Here is a 19,669-nt window from a genome sequence, read left to right as displayed (position 1 = left end):
TCAGAGATGTTAGTAATGCCAGGTTAGCTGTCTGAGATGAGCGTCAGGCTGTGCTTGCTGCCCGGGTCGTCAGCACGATCTTTCCGATATGCGTGCCCGAGTCAATCAGCGCATGCGCACCAGAGGCATCCTCAAGATCGAAGGTCCGATAGATGGCGGGCTTCACCGTACCTCGCCGGATATGCGGCCAGACCGACCGCTTGAGATCCTCGATCAACTCCGCCTTTTCCTCGTTCGTGCGCGAACGCAGCGTCGAGCCGATATGCGTGAGCCGCTTCACCAGCATCGGGAACAGATCGAGTGCCTGCGCTGGCCCCTTGATCACGCCAATCTGTACGACACGGCCGTTCATCGCTGCCGCCGCGTAGTTCCGCGCGACGTAATCACCAGCGATGATATCGACGACCACGTCGACGCCGCGCCCGTCCGTCGCGCGCATGACCGCCTCGACAAAATCCTCTTTGCGGTAATCCACTGCGAGATCGGCACCGAGTGCGATGCTTGCGTCGCGCTGCGCGTCGGAGCCAACTGTCGTGATGATCTTCGATGCGCCGAATGCCTTCGCCAGCATCGTCGCGGTGGTGCCGATTCCCGATGCGCCGCCGTGGATCAGCACGCTTTCGCCTACCGCGAACTTGCCGCGCTGGAACAGGTTCAGCCATACAGTCAGAAAGGTTTCAGGCATCGCCGCCGCTTCGATTGTCGAGAGACCCTCCGGGATCGCGAGGGTGTTGCTCTCATGCGCGACCGCGTACTCCGCATAGCCGCCGCCCGGGACCAGCGCACAGACGAGATCGCCAACCGCGAATCGGGTCACGTTGCGCCCGACGGACACGATCTCGCCCGCGGCTTCGAGCCCGGGAATATCCGATGCGCCCGGCGGCGGATCGTACAGCCCCTTGCGCTGGAACACGTCGGGACCGTTCACGCCGGCTGCATGAATGCGGATCAGCACTTCGTCGTTGGCCGGTGCAGGAACGGCACGCCGCGCGGGTGCCAGCACGTCCGGGCCGCCAGGTCTCGTGATGCGGATCGCGGTCATCTCCGCGGGAACGCCTTTCGCCTCATGTGACACGACTTCTTCCTTTTCAAAAATCGAATGGAAAAAGTGTAGCGATGCGGCCAGCACTTGACATGCAGCGAATTGCCGACCATATGATGCAAATTTGCATCACGCCGGGGGCGACATGAACTGGGACGACGCGCGCATTTTCGTTGCGCTCCGTCGGGAAAGGACCTTGCGCGCCGCTGCTCGCTCGCTCGACATCGATCAGGCGACGGTAGGCCGAAGGCTCGCAGCGCTCGAGCACGCGCTCGGTGCGACGCTGTTCCTGCGCACATCGAACGGCTATGAGCTCACGCCGGTTGGCGGAATCGCGATCCGCGCGGCGGAGGCGATGGAACAGTCGGCACATGATCTCGTGCGCCACGCGCAAGGCGTGGACAAGCGGCACGCCGGCGAAGTGAAGCTCTCGACGACGGATGCGCTCGCCGAGGAGTATGTGATCCCAGCGATCCAGCGCCTGCATGCGAAGCATCCGGATGTATCGGTGATGCTCGACACAACGACCGTGGTGCTCAACCTCGCAAAGCGCGAAGCCGATATCGCGATCCGAACCGTCAAGCCGCGAAATGCGGATCTGCTCGCCCGGCGGCTTGCGAGTTGGGAAGTGGGGCTGTTCGCATCGCCCGACTATGTGCGACGCCATGGCGAACCGGAGCCGGGCGAGCGGTTCGCCGGGCATGATCTCGTCGTGTACCAGCCGCATTTCGCCAAGGCGAGGGTGCCGGCGTTCGTCGGGGAACCGCTCAAGGACGGCCGCGTCGTCGCGCGATTGAACACAAACCTGACGCTGCGCGCGGCGGTCAAGGCCGGGCTCGGTATCAGCGAGCTACCCGTGCCAATGGGCGAACGAGACGGCCTCGTACGGATCTGGCCAGACCGTTCAAACGACGCGCGGTATGAGATTTGGCTCGTCACCCATCAGGATCTGCGGCACACCGCACGCATCCGCGTGACGATCGACGAGATCGTTTTTGCGTTCGGCGCATAGTCGAAAATTCATAATGCGTCGGACAACAGAGATAGTGTGGGACTTCCCGCGAGCATCCTGGCGAGAATCACGCTCCCGGAGAATGCGCGACCTCATAGCTGCGCAAGCCATCATCGCGCGAGGTCATTCCGATATAGCCCAGTTCGCGGCGTGCGGCAGCATCACTCACACTGAATTCCCGCCCGATCATGCGCACCATTGAACGCGACAGGGGCGGGTCGCCGTTTTTCCGCAGAATGGCCCAGACGGCGTCCATCAACCGCCCTGAGGCTGCGGCGAGCCAATAAGGCATCGAACGCAGTTCCCTGACGGAAAGTCCCTGCGCGCCTGCAATTAAATCGATGAATTCGCGGAAAGTTGGCGATCTGCTGATCGGCGATGAAAAAGGCGCGACCACCTTCGCCGCGCGTCAGCGCGCACTGCACGGCTTCGACGACGTTATCCACGTGGCAGGTGGAGAACGCATAGTCGCCACGGTCGATGAAAGCGAACTGGCCTGACTTGATCGCATGGGGAAGCTCGCGGCTGAACGGATCACCCGGCCCCCAGATTGCCGGCGGGCGCAATGCGATGGTGCGAAAACCCGGCTTGTTGGCAGCCAGCACGATTTGCTCGGCCTGTGCCTTGCTCGCCAGGTAGGCCGAAAAGTGCTGCGCAAAGGTAGGGGCGTTCTCCTCTGCATGACGAATGGGCGAACCGGATTCGTCCATGATGACGCCTGCCGCGCTGATATGAACGAACCTCGTCACGCCAGCTTGCTGTGCCGCTGCCAGCAATCTTGCGGTGCCATCCACATTTGCGTGAAAGAACGGCGCGCGCGGTCCGGAGAAGCGAAACATGGCCGCCGCATGAACAACGGCATCGAGCGCGGGCAGTACCAGCGGCGCATTGCTTTCCAGATCGCCATCGACAGGCTGAGCGCCCAGTTCCTGCACCCTTTCACGGGACGACGCCGAGCGCGCAAGCGCAAAGACCTGATGGCCTGCCGCGGCGAGTGCGGGGAGCAAGCGACTGCCGAGAAGGCCGGAGCCTCCAGTGACGAGGATCTTCATGGTCGATCAGCCTCTCGTATCTGTTGCGTCTGCGGTGAGAATGGCGCGCATGGCGTTCTCGCGGATGTCCTCGAGAACGGCGGACGCGGGTGCCGCCGCATGGCGCAGTTGCGCCGTGACATAGAGCAGAGAAGCCGCGTTAGCCGACGCCCACATCACGTCCGCTGCGACTTCCACCGCGAGCGCGAGCCGCCCCTCGGCGGCGATGGCAGAAATGCGCTCGATGAGGAGTGCGAAGCCCTGCTGGGCAGCCGGTATCTGCGCCCCCTGCAGAACACGTCCCAACATCGCGGCATAGAGTCTTGGCCGTGCCGCCGCGAAGCGCACGTAATCGTCCCAGCCATCGCGCAGGACAGTCACGGGATCGGGGGATTGCGCGGCTGCATTTTTGCTTTCCAGAAACTGCGCGAACGCCTCCGCCATCGCGGCACTTAGCAGCCCGTCGGCGCTGCCGTAGTGGTGATAAAGCGTCGGCGCGGTGACTCCCGCCAGGGAGCAGACCGCGCGAGTCGAAAACTGCGCCTCGCCTTCTTCCTCGAGAATCTTCAGCGCCGCAGCAAGCAGGGTGGTCCGTGTATCCATGCAATCAATATAGCATCGGTATAGGCAATTGTATAGCGGTGCTATAGCCTGCGCGTGGGCGTTCTCTGGCCGCGCCGCATGCCAAATCGAGCTGCCAGCGTGTAGGCAACGGGCTATTCATTCATCACGCATCTGTCACAAACCTTTTGTAGCATCCGCTTATCTACTTATCTAGATAACCGGATATGAGCTTGTACGCGGTCACTCGGGAGCAGGGTGCATCCCTGTATGCCCAAATAGCACGGCAACTGGAGCAGGAGATCGCCAGCCTCTATGCGCCTGGCGACTACCTGGCGTCCGAGGGCGAGCTTGCGTCACGTTTTGGGGTGAACCGGCACACGCTCCGACGAGCCATCGACGAGCTGGTCGATGCCGGCCTGGTGGAGCGTCGGCATGGCCGCGGCATCCTGGTGCTCAATAACCAGATCGACTACCAAATCGGTAAAACGACGCGTTTTACGGAGAACTTGAACGCCCAAGGTTTGCAGGCTGGCAACCAGATCCTGCGCAAGCAGACCTTGCCTGCAAGCATGCGCATTGCTGAACGCCTTGCCGTGTCGGAAGGCGAGCCCGTGCATTGGCTGGAAACGTTGCGAAGCGTGGACGGCAAGCCGATGTGTCTCATTGCGCATTTTCTGCCGGTCCATCGCTTTCCCGATCTGCTTGCCCGCTATCAAGGCGACTCGCTTCACGCTTTTCTGAGCGCGGAGTATGGCTGCCAGCTACGTCGTATTGATAGCGCCGTCACGGCAGTGCTACCCCAGGGGGACGATGCGCGAGTCCTGGGCATGGCGCAAAACCAGCCAGTCTTGCGGGTCAAGAGCGTGAACGTGGATGAGCGCGACAACCATCCGGTCGAATATGTGATTACCCGGTTCCGGGCAGACCGCGTCCAGTTGCGCATCCCGCTGATATAACGGGGTCAGGGCGTCGCCACGTTCAAAGGCTCAGGCCTGCGTGGCGCACGCGATCCAGCAGGACGGCTTACTGATCTTTATATCTCTCCATTCATATGGATATTAGAAAGGATTACTAATGGAAACGAAATCGCCGCAGCCAGCGCGCGGCGACTGGATGCGCTACTGGACGAACGTCCCGGCACAGCGCATTCGCGAACTCGCGCATTGCCTCAGTGAGCAATTCCAGGTGGAAGACCTGGAAATCCCCCAATCCGGCCTCGCCCTCGTGCCGCTCGCCGACGCTGCCATGGGCGAGACGTATTACCTCGGCGAGATTCCGGTCGCCAAGGCGCATGTGCGCCTGACTGACCCCAAAGGCGGCACCGCGGAAGGCGCCGCGATTGTCATGGACGACCGTACCAGCCTGATTCGCGCGCTCGCGATTCTCGACGCGGTAACTGCCGTCGCCTGGCCTGGGCACGAAGATGCCCTGAAACTGCTGCACGAAGGCAAGCGTGCTGTCGAAGCCACCGCTGCCAATCGCAAGAAACTGCTGGCGGCAACGCGCGTGGACTTCTCGTTGCTCGCCGCGCAAGAGGACGATGATGAATAAGCTGCAGACGCGTATCGTCTCGCACCCTTCGGACTGGACCCCGCTGATTCAGCAGCGCGCATTCCGCCGCATCGTGGACGCATTTTCCTATCCCGGCCGCATCGTCGAACTCGAAACGCAGGCCGGGCACGTGCTGCCCCTCGTGCTTGCCACGCTGGCCGATCCCGCAACGACGCTGGCCGACCCGTGCGAGCTGGTCGGTGCGGCAGACCGTCAGCGACTCGGTGCGAAGTCGGCCAGTGCGGATCAGGCGCAATTCGTCGTTATGCCGGGCAGTCAGGTAGCCGATTTCGAGCTTGCACTCGGCACGCTCGAAAGCCCGGAGAAGGGCGCCACACTCATTCTGATCGCGGATGAAATCAAGCAAGGACCTGGATTGATCCTCAGCGGTCCTGGCATCCAAAGCAGCACTTCGCTGCAGGTGACGGGGATCGACCTGCAGTGGTGGAAGCTGCGCAGGAAATGGAATAGCGGTTTCCCACTCGGTGTCGATGTGGTGCTTCTGGGCGAACGCAGCGTGGTCGCACTGCCCAGAACGATCAAGGTTGCCGCAGAGGGAGACCGGTAATGGGTTATGTAGCTATCAAGGGCGGTGGCCGGGCAATCCAGGGCGCGGAGCATGTTGTCGAAGCACTTCGCACGGCTGAGGGTGAGCACGGCACACCGTTGACCCTGCAGACCATCGAACACCAACTCCGTTCGCTCACCTCGCGCGTGGTTTCTGAAGGTGGTTTGTATCACCCGCGTCTCGCTGCGCTCGCCATCAAACAGATGCACGGCGACACGCTCGAAGCGGCGTTTGCACTGCGCGCGTATCGCTCGACCAAACCTCGCCTGCTCGAAGCACCCGTACAGCATACCGGTGAAATGCGCGTGATCCGCCGCATCTCGAGTGCGTTCAAAGACATTCCTGGCGGTCAGATGCTCGGGCCGACCAATGATTACGCGCTGCGCCTGATGCGTCTGGATCTCGCCAACGAGTCGCCCGAAGCGTTTCGTTCTGTTGCACGCACGTTCCTCGACTCGATCGATGAAAGCGACCTGCCCGACACCTTCCCGAAGGTGGTCGACGCGCTGCGTGAGGAAGGGCTGCTGCCGAAGCTCCAGCCGTCGAAGGCCGAACCGTTCGACGTCACGCGCGACCCGCTGATCTTCCCGGTGCCGCGCTCCGCAGCGCTCGCAACGATGGCGCGTGCCGAAACGGGTTCGCTGCTCGCGATCGCCTACTCGAACATGCGCGGCTACGGCGACGTGCACCCGACGGTTGCCGAACTGCGCGTGGGCTACGTGCCGGTGCGGATTCCCCATCCCGTCACAGGCGAACTTGTCGAAGCGGGCGAAGTGCTGATGACCGAGTGCGAGATGGTGGCGATGTACGAAAGCGGCGACAGCGACGGGCCTCCCGTCTTCACGCTCGGCTATGGCGCGTGTTTCGGCCACAACGAAGTCAAGGCGATCTCGATGGCCGTGCTCGACCGCTCTCTGCAGAACGGCATGCGTGACGGCCCGACCAATCCATCGGAAGACCCCGAATTCGTGCTGCTGCATATCGACGGTGTCGATTCGATGGGTTTCGCAAGCCACTACAAGATGCCGCACTACGTCACGTTCCAGTCGGACATGGACCGGTTGCGCACGACGCAGGAAAAGGCCGTGAGCAAAGAGGCTGAACAGAAGGTGCAAGGGGTCGAGCAATGAACGAACGCTACGAACTTCCGCTCGACGAGGCGGGTTACAGCTTTGGCTTTCTCGACGAATACGCGAAGCGTGAAATTCGCCGCGCGGTGATCAAGGCGATCTGTGTGCCGGGCTACCAGACGCCGTATGCGTCGCGCGAAATGCCGATGGGGCGCGGTTTCGGTACGGGTGGTCTGCAACTCACGCTGTCCCTCGTTGGACCGGACGACACGCTCAAGGTGATCGACCAGGGTTCGGATGACTCGGTGAACGCGGTCAATCTGCGCCACTTCGTCGAACTGACCTGCGAAGGCGTGCAAACAACCGAGCACACCGGTGAAGCCACGCTGATCCAGTCGCGTCACCGCATTCCCGAAGTGGCGCTGACCGAAAAGCAGATCCTGGTCCTGCAGGTTCCGTATCCCGATCCGCTGGTCGTGGTGGAACCCTCGGAGGCACGGCGCAAGACCATGCACGGCGAGGGTGATTATTCGCGCCTGCTAACCAAGCTGTACGAAGACATTGTGCAGTTCGACGAAATCACGATCTCGCATCGCTATCCGACCCGTATCAACGGCCACTACGTGATCGATCCGAGCCCGATCCCACGCTACGACGTGCCGCAGTTGCACATGTCGGCTGCGCTTGTGCTGCTCGGTGCGGGCCGCGAGAAGAAGATCTACGCGGTGCCCCCGTACACGCGTGCGGTCCCGCTCGCGTTCGACGACGTGCCGTTCCGTACCGAAGATTTCCGCGACGAGCACGGCCAGCGCCGCGCTTGCGTGCGCTGCGGCTCGACCGAAAGCTTCCTCGACGAAATCATCGGCGATGACGGTGGCAAGTCGTACCAGTGCTCGGATTCGGACTACTGCAACGATTATCGCAACGGCCACACCCATGCGAAGGCCGAGGCAACGACTGAAGGAGCCGCACAGTGAGTCCCATTCTTCAAGTGCGCGGCTTGACCAAAATTCATGGTTCGGGCTGCGAACGATGTATCGAGAGCACCGGGCCGGAGCAGGACACCAACATCTGCCCGCATTGCGGCTCGGTGGTGGCCGCCCACGATGTCAGCTTCGACCTGAAGCCCGGCGAGATCCTCGGGATCATGGGCGAATCGGGCTCGGGCAAGTCAACTGTCGTGAAAACGCTCTATTTCGATGAGAAGCCGACTTCGGGTTCGGCGCGCTTCTTCGACGGCGAGGACGACTCGAACCTGTTTGCAGCGAACGCCGCCGAACAGCGCTGGTTGCGCAACCATCGTTTCGGCATGGTCTATCAGAACCCGCATCTTGGATTGAACTTCAATGTGTCGGCGGGCGGCAACATCGCCGAGCGTCTGCTAATGAACGACGTGACGCTGTACGGCGAAATCCGTGAACGCGCGCGCGATCTGCTTTCGCGCACCGAGGTGCTGCCCGAGCGCATGGACGAATCGCCAAAGAAGTTTTCGGGCGGCATGCAGCAGCGCGTGCAGATCGCGAAGGCGCTCGCCACGCGCCCGCCGCTATTGTTCCTCGACGAAGTGACCACCGGTCTCGATCTCTCTGTGCAGGCGCGCATTCTCGACCTGATTCTCGAGATCCAGCAGGAACTCGGTACCGCAATGATCGCGGTCACGCACGACCTCGGTGTGATCCGCCTGCTCGCGGGCCGCACGATCGTGATGAAGTACGGCCGCATCATCGAGTCGGGACTGACCGACCAGATTCTCGAAGACTCGCAGCATGCGTACACGCAGCGGCTTGTGGCCTCCGCTCTCTGAGGTAAATCCATGTCCGCGATTCTCACTGTTGAAAACCTGAGCAAACACTTCACGCTGCACGACCAGAACAAGACGATTCCGTCGTGCGCGAACGTGTCCTTTACCGTCGAACCTGGCACGCTGTCTGCGCTGATCGGCCCGACCGGCGCGGGCAAGTCTTCCGTGCTCAAGTGCGTCTACCGGACTTACCTGCCGAACGCCGGAAGCGTGTTGTACCGCACCGATGCCGGCGAAACGGTCAACCTCACGCAGGCGTCCGAGCACGAAGTGCTGGCGCTGCGCAAGTTCGAGATCGGCTTCGTCACGCAGTTTCTGCACTGCCTGCCGCGCCGGGCCGCCGTCGACGTCGTGGCGGAACCGCTGCTCGTGCGCGGCGCGACGCGTGCCGAAGCGCGCGACAAGGCGCGTGGAATGCTCGATGCGCTGAACGTGCCCGAGCGTCTTTGGGAAGTGCCGCCTGCGACCTTCTCAGGTGGTGAAAAGCAGCGCGTTAACCTCGCGCGCGGCCTCGTTGCTCGCCCGCGCCTGCTACTGCTGGATGAACCGACCGCGAGCCTCGATCCACGCACCACCGACAAAGTTGTGGCGATCCTGCAGGCGATCAAGGCGGAAGGCGTGGCGATGCTCGCGATCTTCCACCATCCCGACCTGGTGGCGCGCCTTGCCGATCAGGTGATCGAACTGGCACCGCCGGTTGTACGCCAAACGCTTTCGGAGGCGACCACGCAATGAGCCGCCAAATCCTGACGAATGCCACCGTCGTTCTCGCTGACGAGGTGCGCCAGAAACTCGCCGTGCTCGTCGAGGACGGCAAGATCGCCGCACTCGATCCCGAGCATGCTGGCGACGCAGTGGTGATCGACCTGCAAGACCATACGCTGATGCCGGGGATGATCGACCTGCATTGCGATTCGCTGGAAAAAGAGGTTGAGCCTCGTCCGGGCGTGCACTTTCCGTTTGACTTCGCCTGCGCGCAGGCAGACAAGCGCAACGCGTCTGCGGGCATCACCACGGTATTTCATGCGCTCTCTTTCGCGAACCGCGAGCTCGGCGTGCGTAACAACGCGACGGCAGCCGCGCTCGGCCGCTCGATCCACGCCTGGCAAGCGCATGCGCTAGTCGATAACAAGTTCCATGCACGCTTTGAGGTAACCGACATCACCGCTCTTCCGGTTCTGTCGGCGCTGATGGAAGAGGGCGTGATCGACCTGATCTCGTTCATGGATCACAGCCCGGGCCAGGGTCAGTTTCGCGACGTGGAGTCGTTCCGCACTTATCTTTCGAACGTCTACAAAGCCGACGATGCCACGCTCGACGAAATCATGAAGCAGAAGGTGGGGGCAGCGGAAGGTGCGCTCGAGCGTATGCAGCAGCTTGCTGCACTGGCGCATGCCCATGGTGTCGCGATTGCGAGCCACGACGACGATTCGGCGACCAAGGTCGAAGTGATGCGCGATCTCGCCGCGACGATCTCGGAGTTTCCGATCAATCTGGAAACGGCTCAGGCCGCGCGCAGCCACGGCACTGCCACGCTGTTCGGCGCGCCGAACATCCTGCGCGGCAAGTCGCAGTCGGGCAACATGCGCGCGCTCGACGCCGTGCTGGCAGGCGTCGCAGACTGCCTGTGCGGCGACTACTCGCCTGCCTCGTTGCTGCCGGCCGCGTTCAAGCTGCCGGAGATCGCGGACATTTCACTCGCGAATGCGGTAGCGCTCGTGACGCGCAACCCGGCGCGGGCTGCCGGGCTGTATGACCGCGGTGTGATTGCGGTGGGCAAGCGCGCCGATCTGGTCGCAGTCCGGCACTTAGGTGGGCTGCCGCATGCCGACCTGGTGTGGTCTCGCGGCAAGCTCGTGCTCGGCGCGAGCCGAGTGCATCACTGAGGACGGTTCGATGTCAGGCATGCTCATCTATGTAAGCGGCCCTTCCGGTAGTGGCAAGGACAGCCTGTTGCGCTATGCGCGCGAACAGTTGTCCGGCCATGCCCGGATCTGCTTCGCTCATCGCTACATCACGCGCGCAGCGGACGCCGGTGGCGAGAATCACGTCGCGCTGAGTGCGGAAGAGTTCGCGGCGCGCAGCAACTCGAACCTGTTTGCGTTGGACTGGGCGAGCAACGGGCTGCAATACGGCATCGGGTCCGAGGTCGACCACTGGCTGGACAAAGGGTTGACCGTTGTGATGAACGGATCGCGCGAATACCTGTCGCAGGCGCGCGCACGCTACCCGTATCTCGTCCCGGTGGAGATCGCCGTGCCGGAAGCGGTACTGCGTGAACGCCTTCTGGCGCGCGGCCGCGAAACGCCGGAGCAAGTCGCACAGCGCCTGCAGCGCAATCGGTTGCTCGAGCGGTCGTCCGGGCAGGTGGAAATCATCCGGAATGACGGCGATCTCGAGCAGGCTGGGCAGGCGCTGATTTCGCTGATTCTGCGTTGCGCGGAGCCATCGTGATGCGCGTAACGTCCGCCCGTCTCACGAGGAGCGCTATGGCCAGGTAACCCGCGCGTTAGCTCAAATGTGTCGTTGATATTTCAATTTACTTAGTATTACAAATAAAGTGCCAAATCAGGAAAGGAGTACATCAATATGACTTCCCGAACCCCCATCAAGACCGACGCTTTAACCCGGCTAGATCACATGCCGTGGACCCGCTTCCATACCCTGCTTACGGTTGCGCTGGGCGTAGGCTGGACGCTTGACTCGTTTGAAACCAATATCATCGGCAGCGTGTTCGGCACGATCAAGGCGCTTTGGCACCTGGACGCAGCCCAAAGCTCACTGGCAGTGAGCGTGTGGGTGCTCGGCATTCTGGTCGGCGCGGTCGCGTTCGGCTACCTGGCGGATCGTTTTGGCCGCAAACGCCTGTTCCTCGCCACGCTCCTCTGGTATGCCGCGTTCAGCGTGGCAACCATCTTCGCGTGGAATTACGAATCCTTCCTCATATTCCGGGCGCTGACCGCGCTCGCCGTGGGCGGTGAGTACTCCGCCGTGACGGCCACGATGGGCGAATTCATTCCGCGCCGCAATCGCGGACGTACCGACTCGCTGATCCTCTCCGGCTTTCCGCTCGGTGCCGTGTTGTCGGCCGTTGTTTCGTACTACGCGCTCAATCACCTGTCGCCTGACCTGGCATGGCGGGTAGGTTTTGGTCTGGGTACCACGATGGCGCTGATTTTCTTCTGGATTCGCCGCGTGATTCCCGAATCGCCGCGCTGGCTGCTGCAGCAAGGGCGCGTGGCCGAAGCCGAAGCGATCGTCGACGAAATCGCCGTCTATGCAAAGGGCGCAGGAATCAGCGCGGAAACGGAAGCGAAGAAGCGCTACGAACCCACGACGATCGTGCCGGTACATCCCACGTTCTGGCGCAACATTGGTGAGTTGGCCGGACGCTATCGCGGTTCGTGCAGCCTCGCCAGTGCGCTGAACTTCTCGCAGGCCGTCGTCGTCTATGGCGTACTGTCGTTGATGGCGCTCGTTATTCTGCCGTATATGAAAGTGCCTTCTGAAGCCATGCCGATCTACTACATCTACGGCAACGTAGCGGCATTGCTCGGTGGTCTGCTGGCGTCGCGTGTGCTCGAGTCGTGGGGGCGCCGTTCCTCACTGTTTGCGAGCTACACGTTTACGGTGCTTGCGATTCTCGCGGTGTACTTCGCACAAACGCTGCCTTCCATGGTGTTCGGTTACTGCCTGATCCAGTTCGGCGTGACGTGGGGCTATATCTCGGCTTACGTGGTTTCAGCTGAAATCCTGCCGACACGGCTGCGCGCCTCGGGCTTGGGCGTATCCGTTGCTTTCGGTCGAGTGGGCGCGATGGTGACGCCGCTGCTGTTGACGAGTGCCTTCAGTTCGACTGGCACACCTTCCGCGCCGTTGCTCGTACTGCTGGCGCTTGCACTGCCCGGTCCGGTCGCCGCCGCCATCTGGTGGATCAAAGGACGCGAAACCCGGAATGTTTCGCTGGAGGAGGGTAGCGAAGATGCACTCACGGGAGCAGCGGCGCGGTAATAGTTGGAGCGCGTAAAGCGCAGAGGGTTGGAAATTTAAAGGGCCGCAGAGAAATCTCTGCGGCCCTTTTCATTCCGGCTTCAATGTTTAGCGTCTAACCCACGTGGCGAAAATCGAACCACAAGGAAGTCGAGCCAATGCGAGCGAGCTGACGCTTTTTCAACGACAACAGTCGTCCGTTCCACTACGCCGATCGCTCAAAACGGCGGGATGCGAATCTCCGTAGCGCGCGGGCTGCAGGTGCTGACGTGCGCTTAGAAGCGGGTCAGCATGCCGATCGCAGCCATCACCTGATTGCTCGTCGCCGAGAAACCGCCGGCGTTGTACATCACAGCGACGTTATTGTGACCAATCGCGCGCTGGTACATCGCTTCACCGTACACTTCCGTGCGTTTCGACAGCGAGTAGCGCGCAATCGCATTGACCTGGTTCCACTTCGGATCGGAGCTGAAGTTCGCCTTGCTCACACCGTTCAGATGACCGTCCGTGAACGTATCCATCAGGCCGAGATTCAACGCCGGCGTGAGCGCGTACTTGACGTTCAGTTCATAGTTGTCGAAGTGAGTTGAACCGCTCACCGGGTTCAGGCCGAACGCGGACGTGTTCTGGTACTGGCTATGCGTGTAGACGAAGTTGATCGCCGCCGGGCCGAACGTATAGCCGACACCTGCACCGACCGTGCGCTGCACGTCCGCCGTCAGGTTGCCGCCGCCGGCGGTCGACTTGAACTCGCTGGGGTCAGCCGCAACGTTCTGGTTCGCTGTTCCTGAGGGGGTGCTCGCGGCTGCCGAGCCGTTGATCTGGAGGTAGGCCGCGGCCAGTCGCAGCGGGCCGTTGTTGTAGCTCACGCCAGCACTGTATGCGCGATCGACGGCGAAGCTGGTGCTGTTGCTGAACGCGTACATGCCACCGAACTTGAAGCCGGAGTAGTCGACACTCGCGAACTTCACCGAGTTGCTGAAGCGGACCGTATGTTGCAGGTTGTCGTTGTCGTACACGTGCGCGAAGCCCGAGTCGCCGAACGTTCCGGCGGTGCCGGACAACGGGGAGACATAGTCGACCATCGAGTCATACTGGCGGCCCATCGTGAGGGCGCCGTATTGATCGGTGCTCAGGCCAACGAATGCTTGACGGCCGAACATGCGACCACCCTGGCCGAATGTGCCGTTATTGACGTTGAAGCCGTTTTCGAGCACGAAGATCGCATGCAGACCGCCGCCGAGGTCTTCGCTGCCGCGCAGTCCGAAGCGGCTGCCGCTGATATTGCCGCTTCCTAGTGCGACGCGCGAGCTGCCGTGGCTGGGCGCGCCGTTCTGAACGTTGTTCGTATACGAGATGCCCGCGTCGATCAGGCCGTACAGGGTGACCGAACTCTGTGCACTGGCAGCGGACGCTGCAGATGCTGCGCAAACGGCAACGGCAATGGAGATCTTCTTCATGAGATGACACCCGATGACGTGAAAGAAACATTCGCGCCAGTCTAAAGGCGTGTCCGGCACAGAAACTAAATCGCCCTTGAAAATAAATGCCGCAAACGAATTGACTCGTTCATAAAAATGCAGCAATTGAGATGCGAATTGACTTTGCGACCTGTGGCGAGACGAGTGGCAACCGCATTCGTTTCCATAACGAGTTGTACCACCGCAACAGCATTGGTTAAGTAGGCGTTTCCTGCGGGGACGCTGTCGAGTTTTGCTGAAACGACGCAGAACAATATGTCCTGACGATTTATGCCAATAAGGCTCGCCCTGTGCGGGCTAATGTGCAGGGATGGAAACATGAGTTGCATCGAGGTCCATTCTCTCGATGCACTTGCAAAGCACGAACTGACTATGCGCCCGACGCACGTTGCTTGCCTCTGCTCGCCACGTGCAATTCGCGTAGGAGTGCAGTCTTCTTATGATGGTGCTCCTCGATCCTTTCCAGCACGTTGGTAAGGAACTCCAGTGTCTCAAGTATGTAAGGCCCCTTGTTGAGCATCACGCATTCGGCACGGCTTCCCATCGCTGCGTCGCTGACCTCTGCGCGCGAAGGCATCCCGCCCTTGGCCAGCGATTCGAGCACCTGCGTCGCCCAGATAACCGGTACGTGTGCCGCTTCGCACAGCCAAAGCATCTCTTCCTGCACTTCGGATAGCCGCTCGAAGCCCACCTCCACGCCAAGATCACCACGGGCAATCATCACGGCGACAGGCGGATGCCGCATAGCTCTCAGCAGGAGGTCCGGCAGCCGGGTGAAGGCGATCTTCGTTTCGATCTTGAGCATAATGCCCAGACGCGAGGCGTCGAGCTTGCCGATCTCGCGAAGCAGTTCGTCGATGTCGCCTGGGTGCTGAACGAACGACATCGCCACGGCATCCGCGTGCCTGGCGACGAACGCCAGGTCTTCGATATCCTTGGCCGTCAACGCAGGCAGCGCGAGCTTCGATTCCGGCAGGTTGATGCCCTTCTCGGACCGGAGTTTCGCCTTGCCACCCGCTGCCCCCGTAATCTCGACCTGCAATCTGTCCTCAGTGACGCCGCGGATCACCCCTTGAATCTTGCCGTCGTCGAACAGGATCGGTTCACCGGCGCGCACGCCACGGAACACTTCATCAAGTGCGCACGAGATGAGGGCCGGTTCGACGACCCGCCCGTCTTCGTCGTAGAGCGCATCACGACCGGGCGTTTCGCCGTGTACGACCTCGAGAATGTCGCCGACCTGCAGCGGGATCCATTGTTCGATTGCGGGCAGTGCACCCACGTAGCCTTTGCTGATCGAAGAATGGTCCCGTCGCAAGGTGAGGCTCGTTCCCGGCACGATATATGCCGGGCGGTCGATCTCGCTCAGGCACTCGCCCGGACGAACGTCAGTGATGCGGAGCACCCGCTTGCGATTGCGCGCGTCGACAAATGCAATGGTATCGCCGGGCTGCATGCTGTCGAGCAGCGCTGCGTCGACTGGGATCGCATCTTCCGCATTGGGTTGAGTGTCGCGCGCCACCAGTCGCACGCGGGCGGGTTCGAGCACCTGTCCCATGGCATTGCGGGTCGGTCGTAGCTTGATGACAGCCGGACCCGGCGAAATCGGCCCAGTGCGGAGCTTGGGGCCCGCGAGATCGAACGAAACGAGGCAGCGCCTGCCGAGTTCGCGCTCCGCATCGCGCAGATGCCTGACCATTCGCTCCCAGATCGGCGGCGCGTCGTGCGCGCAATTGATCCGCATGATTCCCATGCCGCCTTCAACCAGTTTGCGAATCAGGTCCGGGTCGTCAGCCGCCTCGCCCGGCATCGTGATCATGATCCGGGTCTGGCGCCCGCGCGGCGCCGCTCCCAGGATCGCATTCGTGTGCTCGGCGAGCAGCGCGGGACCGCTCTCGAAGGTGATCGGCGAATCCTCAATGAGTTCGTCAGGAACCGGCTCGCTGAGAAGCACGTGAAGTACGCGGAGCACGGCCTGAAGCGAAGCCATTACATGCGCTTCCATGCGTCCGAGCGAGCTGAGTCCAAGGCGGGAGAGTTCTTCCTGAAGGGTTCGCACGTCGTGGCGGCGCACGGCGAGGTAGTGGGCGAGATTGACGGCACTCTCGCGCAGGGATGGCGCCGTCAACAGGATTTCGGCGTCGAACTCCCTTTCTGCCGCACGCGCATCGAGCCGCAACGCCTCGACGCCGCGTTTCGCCTGAGCGAGCCGGATCTGCCAGGGAGTCTCGTTTTCTGTTGCGCGCGTGACTTTCATCGCAGGCACCTCCGGCGTTCACCGTATGCGGGCAGCGTGACAGTCCCGTGAAATCGCCTATATTGAGCGATGGCAGCCCCATGGCTGGGTGGCGTTTGCCCAGATCCGCGACGAATTGTCATCGTTTGTCCAACGTTTCGTTTGTTTACCTGTGAGGCCACCGTTTGGATTCGTCGCAACGCTAAAAAAGGAGAGAGTGAATGAAGGCTATTCAGGCAATCAGGCTGGCCGGCGGCGCATTGATCGTCGCCTTTTCGGTCAGCGCATGGGCGCAGGGGAACGAAGCTGGCACGGCGCCGGCTACTTCGCAATCGTCGAAGCAGGCGAACCACGCACTGGAAAAGAAAGTTCGCGCCGCGTTGGATCACGCGAAGGACATCAAAGTGGAAAACATTCTGATTCGCGCTCGCGGTGGCGCGGTGACGCTGGAAGGTACCGTTCCGGATTCTTCGCAGGTCGACAAAGCCGCTCAAGTCGCTCAGGGTGTTGCCGGCGTGACCTCGGTCAAGAACGCACTGACCATCAAAGAACCGGGCCAGTAGTTTGAGTGTCCGTGCAACGAACCGCGTAAATGAGCGCGCATGGCCGGCGAGCGTACGCTCGCCGGCCATGCGCGCACTCACACTTCGGTTTGCTCCGCCATATGAAGGGCGTCGTCCACGCCTCAGCCTCGTCCTCTCGTCGACGCCTCCGCTTCATGCAACCAGGTCGTGAAACCATCTCTCGCCGGTGAAACGGCGTTGAGCAGCATAAGGGCGCTGACCTGGCCGCGGTGGCCGGTGCCGTGGTTGATGACGTGCACGAGCATTTCCTCCCGGGACATGCGACCCGGGGCACCATCGGTGAACACGAAATCGATCCGTTCCGCGAGGGCGTCGCGATCGAGCCCGGACACGTACTTGATGTATTCCTGATCGGACGTCCTGATGTCCGCAGCCAGATCGTCCAGCGTTGGCAACTCGCTCAGGTTGGCTGAAGTATAAGGATGAGCCTTTCGCTGCAGATGCGCGGCGAAGATCCGGTCGACGACATAGCTGTGGCTCAGGGCCTTGATGGCCAGACGGGTAAGGGTGAGTCGACGCCAGGCCCCAAGCCTGGCCAGCGCGGTCAGCAGCTCGTCATTTGCCCAGGCCTTGTATCGAAACAGATGTTGCAAGGTGTCGTGCATGTCGTGACTTCCTGAGAGTTTTGCGCATCGCGCACGCTGCGCAAGGTACCGTCTTGCATTGCCATGTTGGGTAATGTACGAGCTATCATTCGCTTTTTATACTCGCATTGGCGGCGTGGAAAAATGGCACGCAGACCGATCACAAAACCCAGGAAAATCGCCACTCAGCGGCGATCTCGTGCGACGGTCGATGCGCTGGTTGAAGCAACTGCTCGCATTCTCGTCAACGAAGGGTTCGACAAGGCCAGCACCAACCGAATCGCAGCAGTGGCGGGAGTGAGCGTTGGTTCGCTCTACCAATATTTCCCCAGCAAGGAGGCACTCGTTGCTGCCGTCATCGAGCGCCACCAGCAGGAGATCATGCAGACGGTCCGCCGCGAATTGGCGGGGGTTTTGACCGAATCGGTCGACAACGCGGTGCACAAACTCGTCGCGGTTGCGGTTAAGGCTCACCGGGTCGATCCCAAGCTGCATCGCGTACTCGCGGAACAGATTCCGCGCGTGGGCAAGCTTGAGAACCTGGAAACGTTCAACCGTGAGAACTTTACCCTGTTCAGCACCTATCTAGAGAGGCACCGCGACGAACTGCGTATCAACGACTTGGGGCTCGCGTCTTTTGTATGTGTGACGGCCATAGAGGCGTTGACACACAACGCTGTGCTGCACTATTCCAGGATGCTTTCGGACGAAACGATGGATGCGCTCGTGGAGGAGGCGGCGCGCCTCGTGACCGGATATCTGAAGGGATGAGGATCTGTCCCACTGTCCCACTCGCTGTATAGAGGGGGCGGGAATCGTACACAGCGCCTGTTGCCTCGCCGCGGTCGCTGTGTATGCATCGCCCTCAAAGCTGCAGCGGCACGCTAATCACGAGGAACACGACGATGTAGATGATGCCGAAAATGGCACCGAGTCTCCAATAATCGCCAGCAGGCAGATAACCGCTGCCGAAGTACACAGGGCTTGGTCCGGTTCCGTAAGGTGTGAGGATACCCATGATCCCCAGAGTCAAGGCCAGAAGCAGCGCGAATGCCTCCATCGGCATGCCGGGAATCGTCGAGCCTACGGTCAGCATGACCGGAAGCATCGCCGTTGTATGTGCGGTGATGCTGGCGAACAAGTAATGCGTGAAGTAGAAAATCAGCACCAGGATGACCACCGCGATCGTGGGCGAGAAGCCGCTCATGTGATGGGACATCAGATCGGCGAACCATTTGACGAAGCCGGTCCTGCTAAGCCCGTCTGCCAGCGAAACCAGCGTCGCGAACCATGCGAAAGTGTTCCACGCCTGTTTGTTTGCAAGCATGTCGTCCCATGTGACGACCTTCGTTACCAGCATGATCGCGATCACCATGAGGGCGGCGGTCGTCGGATTGACGTAATTGTCCGCAAAGATCCAGAGCGCCAATGCAATGAGCACAAGCACCCCCAGTGTCCATTCACGTCGGGTGAGCGGTCCCATCTTGCGCAGTTCCTCAGCGGCCCAGGCCGGCACTTCGTTGCCTTGCTTGATTTCCGGTGGGTAGAGCACATAGGTCAGGAGCGGGACGGCGAGCAGCAGCAGGATGCCGGCGGGCGCGAAAGCCATGAACCACTGCATCCAGTTCAAGTCGACCTTGACCGTTTTCCGGATCAGTTCTGCGGCGAGCAGGTTGGGTGCAAGCGCGGTGAGAAACATCGAACTCGTGACGCACGTGGTCGCAATGGCCGTCCACATGATGTACGAACCAATGCGTCGCGCTGATGGATCGTTCGGTTTCGAGTCATAGAGAGGTGGCAAATTGCGGATGACGGGGAAGATTGTTCCGCCGCTGCGCGCGGTGTTGGAGGGCGTGAAGAGAGGTGGTGCCGCTTGTTCGGACAGGGTCCCGCGATTTTTAAGTGGAACGTCCGGGGCGATCATGCTGCCGATTTGATCGCTGGCAGCGTCGCGAAGTATGCCTCATCGGGCGTCTGATCCGCCAGACTCGAATGAGGACGTTTGCGGTTGTACAGCTCAATGTATTGGCCAATGGAGCGCCGGGCGTGGCTGACCGACTCGTAGGCTCTCAAATAAATCTCTTCGTACTTGATGCTGCGCCACACGCGCTCGACAAACACGTTGTCGCGCCAGGCGCCTTTGCCGTCCATCGAC

21 protein-coding genes are annotated in these 19,669 nt (G+C 61.2%); 13 read left to right on the top strand and 8 right to left on the bottom strand.

The window, feature by feature from the left end:
* Positions 1–43: 43 nt before the first annotated feature.
* A complete protein-coding gene (locus E1N52_RS40045) occupies positions 44–1,042 on the bottom strand; it encodes an NAD(P)H-quinone oxidoreductase (RefSeq protein WP_133190310.1) in 999 nt (332 codons plus the stop codon).
* 145 nt (positions 1,043–1,187) lie between these two features.
* Here E1N52_RS40045 and E1N52_RS40040 point away from each other — a divergent pair, with 145 nt between their 5' ends.
* A complete protein-coding gene (locus E1N52_RS40040) occupies positions 1,188–2,054 on the top strand; it encodes a LysR family transcriptional regulator (protein ID WP_133190308.1) in 867 nt (288 codons plus the stop codon).
* A 161-nt stretch (positions 2,055–2,215) separates the two neighbouring features.
* On the opposite strand, the gene E1N52_RS40035 is transcribed toward E1N52_RS40040, so the two are convergent.
* Both E1N52_RS40035 and E1N52_RS40030 read right to left on the bottom strand, forming a co-directional pair.
* Entirely contained in the window at positions 2,216–3,106 is an 891-nt protein-coding gene (locus E1N52_RS40035; RefSeq protein WP_205965750.1) for an NAD-dependent epimerase/dehydratase family protein, read from the bottom strand.
* Between the two features lie 6 nt (positions 3,107–3,112).
* Positions 3,113–3,688 carry a TetR/AcrR family transcriptional regulator gene (locus E1N52_RS40030; RefSeq protein WP_133190306.1) on the bottom strand — a complete coding sequence of 192 codons (576 nt, stop codon included), beginning with the start codon at positions 3,686–3,688 and terminating at the stop codon, positions 3,113–3,115.
* A 185-nt stretch (positions 3,689–3,873) separates the two neighbouring features.
* Between E1N52_RS40030 and phnF the strand changes: the two genes are divergently transcribed.
* The 10 genes from phnF (at position 3,874) to E1N52_RS39980 (ending at position 12,650) form a co-directional block, all read left to right on the top strand.
* Positions 3,874–4,605: a phosphonate metabolism transcriptional regulator PhnF gene (gene phnF / locus E1N52_RS40025; RefSeq protein WP_133190304.1), complete on the top strand. Its 732-nt coding sequence runs from the start codon at positions 3,874–3,876 to the stop codon at positions 4,603–4,605.
* 118 nt (positions 4,606–4,723) lie between these two features.
* Positions 4,724–5,200 (top strand): phosphonate C-P lyase system protein PhnG, encoded by a 477-nt coding sequence (phnG, locus tag E1N52_RS40020; RefSeq protein ID WP_246089427.1) that lies wholly within the window; start codon positions 4,724–4,726, stop codon positions 5,198–5,200.
* The gene (gene phnH / locus E1N52_RS40015) at positions 5,193–5,768 is read left to right on the top strand and encodes a phosphonate C-P lyase system protein PhnH (protein WP_133190302.1); all 576 of its coding nucleotides are present in this window, start codon (positions 5,193–5,195) and stop codon (positions 5,766–5,768) included. The genes phnG and phnH overlap by 8 nt, the downstream gene beginning before the upstream one ends.
* Positions 5,768–6,898 (top strand): carbon-phosphorus lyase complex subunit PhnI, encoded by a 1,131-nt coding sequence (locus tag E1N52_RS40010; RefSeq protein WP_133190300.1) that lies wholly within the window; start codon positions 5,768–5,770, stop codon positions 6,896–6,898. Before phnH ends, E1N52_RS40010 begins: the two co-directional genes overlap by 1 nt.
* Positions 6,895–7,815 carry an alpha-D-ribose 1-methylphosphonate 5-phosphate C-P-lyase PhnJ gene (locus tag E1N52_RS40005; protein ID WP_133190298.1) on the top strand — a complete coding sequence of 307 codons (921 nt, stop codon included), beginning with the start codon at positions 6,895–6,897 and terminating at the stop codon, positions 7,813–7,815. Before E1N52_RS40010 ends, E1N52_RS40005 begins: the two co-directional genes overlap by 4 nt.
* Entirely contained in the window at positions 7,812–8,642 is an 831-nt protein-coding gene (locus tag E1N52_RS40000; protein ID WP_133190296.1) for an ATP-binding cassette domain-containing protein, read from the top strand. The genes E1N52_RS40005 and E1N52_RS40000 overlap by 4 nt, the downstream gene beginning before the upstream one ends.
* A 9-nt stretch (positions 8,643–8,651) precedes the next feature.
* Positions 8,652–9,374: a phosphonate C-P lyase system protein PhnL gene (phnL, locus tag E1N52_RS39995; protein WP_133190294.1), complete on the top strand. Its 723-nt coding sequence runs from the start codon at positions 8,652–8,654 to the stop codon at positions 9,372–9,374.
* Entirely contained in the window at positions 9,371–10,525 is a 1,155-nt protein-coding gene (locus E1N52_RS39990) for an alpha-D-ribose 1-methylphosphonate 5-triphosphate diphosphatase (protein WP_133190292.1), read from the top strand. The genes phnL and E1N52_RS39990 overlap by 4 nt, the downstream gene beginning before the upstream one ends.
* Positions 10,526–10,535: 10 nt before the next feature.
* On the top strand, positions 10,536–11,093 hold the full coding sequence (gene phnN / locus E1N52_RS39985) for a phosphonate metabolism protein/1,5-bisphosphokinase (PRPP-forming) PhnN (protein WP_133190290.1): 558 nt from the start codon (positions 10,536–10,538) through the stop codon (positions 11,091–11,093).
* 135 nt (positions 11,094–11,228) lie between these two features.
* Complete coding sequence (locus E1N52_RS39980; protein WP_133190288.1) at positions 11,229–12,650, top strand: MFS transporter; 1,422 nt, start codon at positions 11,229–11,231, stop codon at positions 12,648–12,650.
* Between the two features lie 254 nt (positions 12,651–12,904).
* Here the strand turns inward: E1N52_RS39980 and E1N52_RS39975 are convergent, their stop codons facing one another.
* Complete coding sequence (locus E1N52_RS39975; protein ID WP_133190286.1) at positions 12,905–14,089, bottom strand: porin; 1,185 nt, start codon at positions 14,087–14,089, stop codon at positions 12,905–12,907.
* 391 nt (positions 14,090–14,480) lie between these two features.
* On the bottom strand, positions 14,481–16,367 hold the full coding sequence (locus E1N52_RS39970) for a pyruvate kinase (RefSeq protein ID WP_133190284.1): 1,887 nt from the start codon (positions 16,365–16,367) through the stop codon (positions 14,481–14,483).
* A 200-nt stretch (positions 16,368–16,567) separates the two neighbouring features.
* Here E1N52_RS39970 and E1N52_RS39965 point away from each other — a divergent pair, with 200 nt between their 5' ends.
* Positions 16,568–16,909 (top strand): BON domain-containing protein, encoded by a 342-nt coding sequence (locus tag E1N52_RS39965; RefSeq protein ID WP_133190282.1) that lies wholly within the window; start codon positions 16,568–16,570, stop codon positions 16,907–16,909.
* A 122-nt stretch (positions 16,910–17,031) separates the two neighbouring features.
* On the opposite strand, the gene E1N52_RS39960 is transcribed toward E1N52_RS39965, so the two are convergent.
* Positions 17,032–17,535, bottom strand: a complete 504-nt coding sequence (locus tag E1N52_RS39960) for a DinB family protein (protein WP_133190280.1) — start codon at positions 17,533–17,535, stop codon at positions 17,032–17,034.
* 123 nt (positions 17,536–17,658) lie between these two features.
* Between E1N52_RS39960 and E1N52_RS39955 the strand changes: the two genes are divergently transcribed.
* Positions 17,659–18,285 (top strand): TetR/AcrR family transcriptional regulator, encoded by a 627-nt coding sequence (locus E1N52_RS39955; protein ID WP_133190278.1) that lies wholly within the window; start codon positions 17,659–17,661, stop codon positions 18,283–18,285.
* A 94-nt stretch (positions 18,286–18,379) separates the two neighbouring features.
* Here the strand turns inward: E1N52_RS39955 and E1N52_RS39950 are convergent, their stop codons facing one another.
* Both E1N52_RS39950 and E1N52_RS39945 read right to left on the bottom strand, forming a co-directional pair.
* Positions 18,380–19,438 (bottom strand): DASS family sodium-coupled anion symporter, encoded by a 1,059-nt coding sequence (locus tag E1N52_RS39950; protein ID WP_246089426.1) that lies wholly within the window; start codon positions 19,436–19,438, stop codon positions 18,380–18,382.
* The coding region (locus E1N52_RS39945; protein WP_133190276.1) for an integrase core domain-containing protein at positions 19,435–19,669 on the bottom strand (235 nt) is incomplete at its 5' end. The genes E1N52_RS39950 and E1N52_RS39945, both read right to left, overlap by 4 nt.

The organism is Paraburkholderia guartelaensis (assembly GCF_004353905.1).
GTDB lineage: Bacteria > Pseudomonadota > Gammaproteobacteria > Burkholderiales > Burkholderiaceae > Paraburkholderia > Paraburkholderia guartelaensis.
The sequence above is the reverse complement of the archived record's forward strand: the minus strand, read 5'-3'. Positions and strand labels throughout refer to the sequence as shown.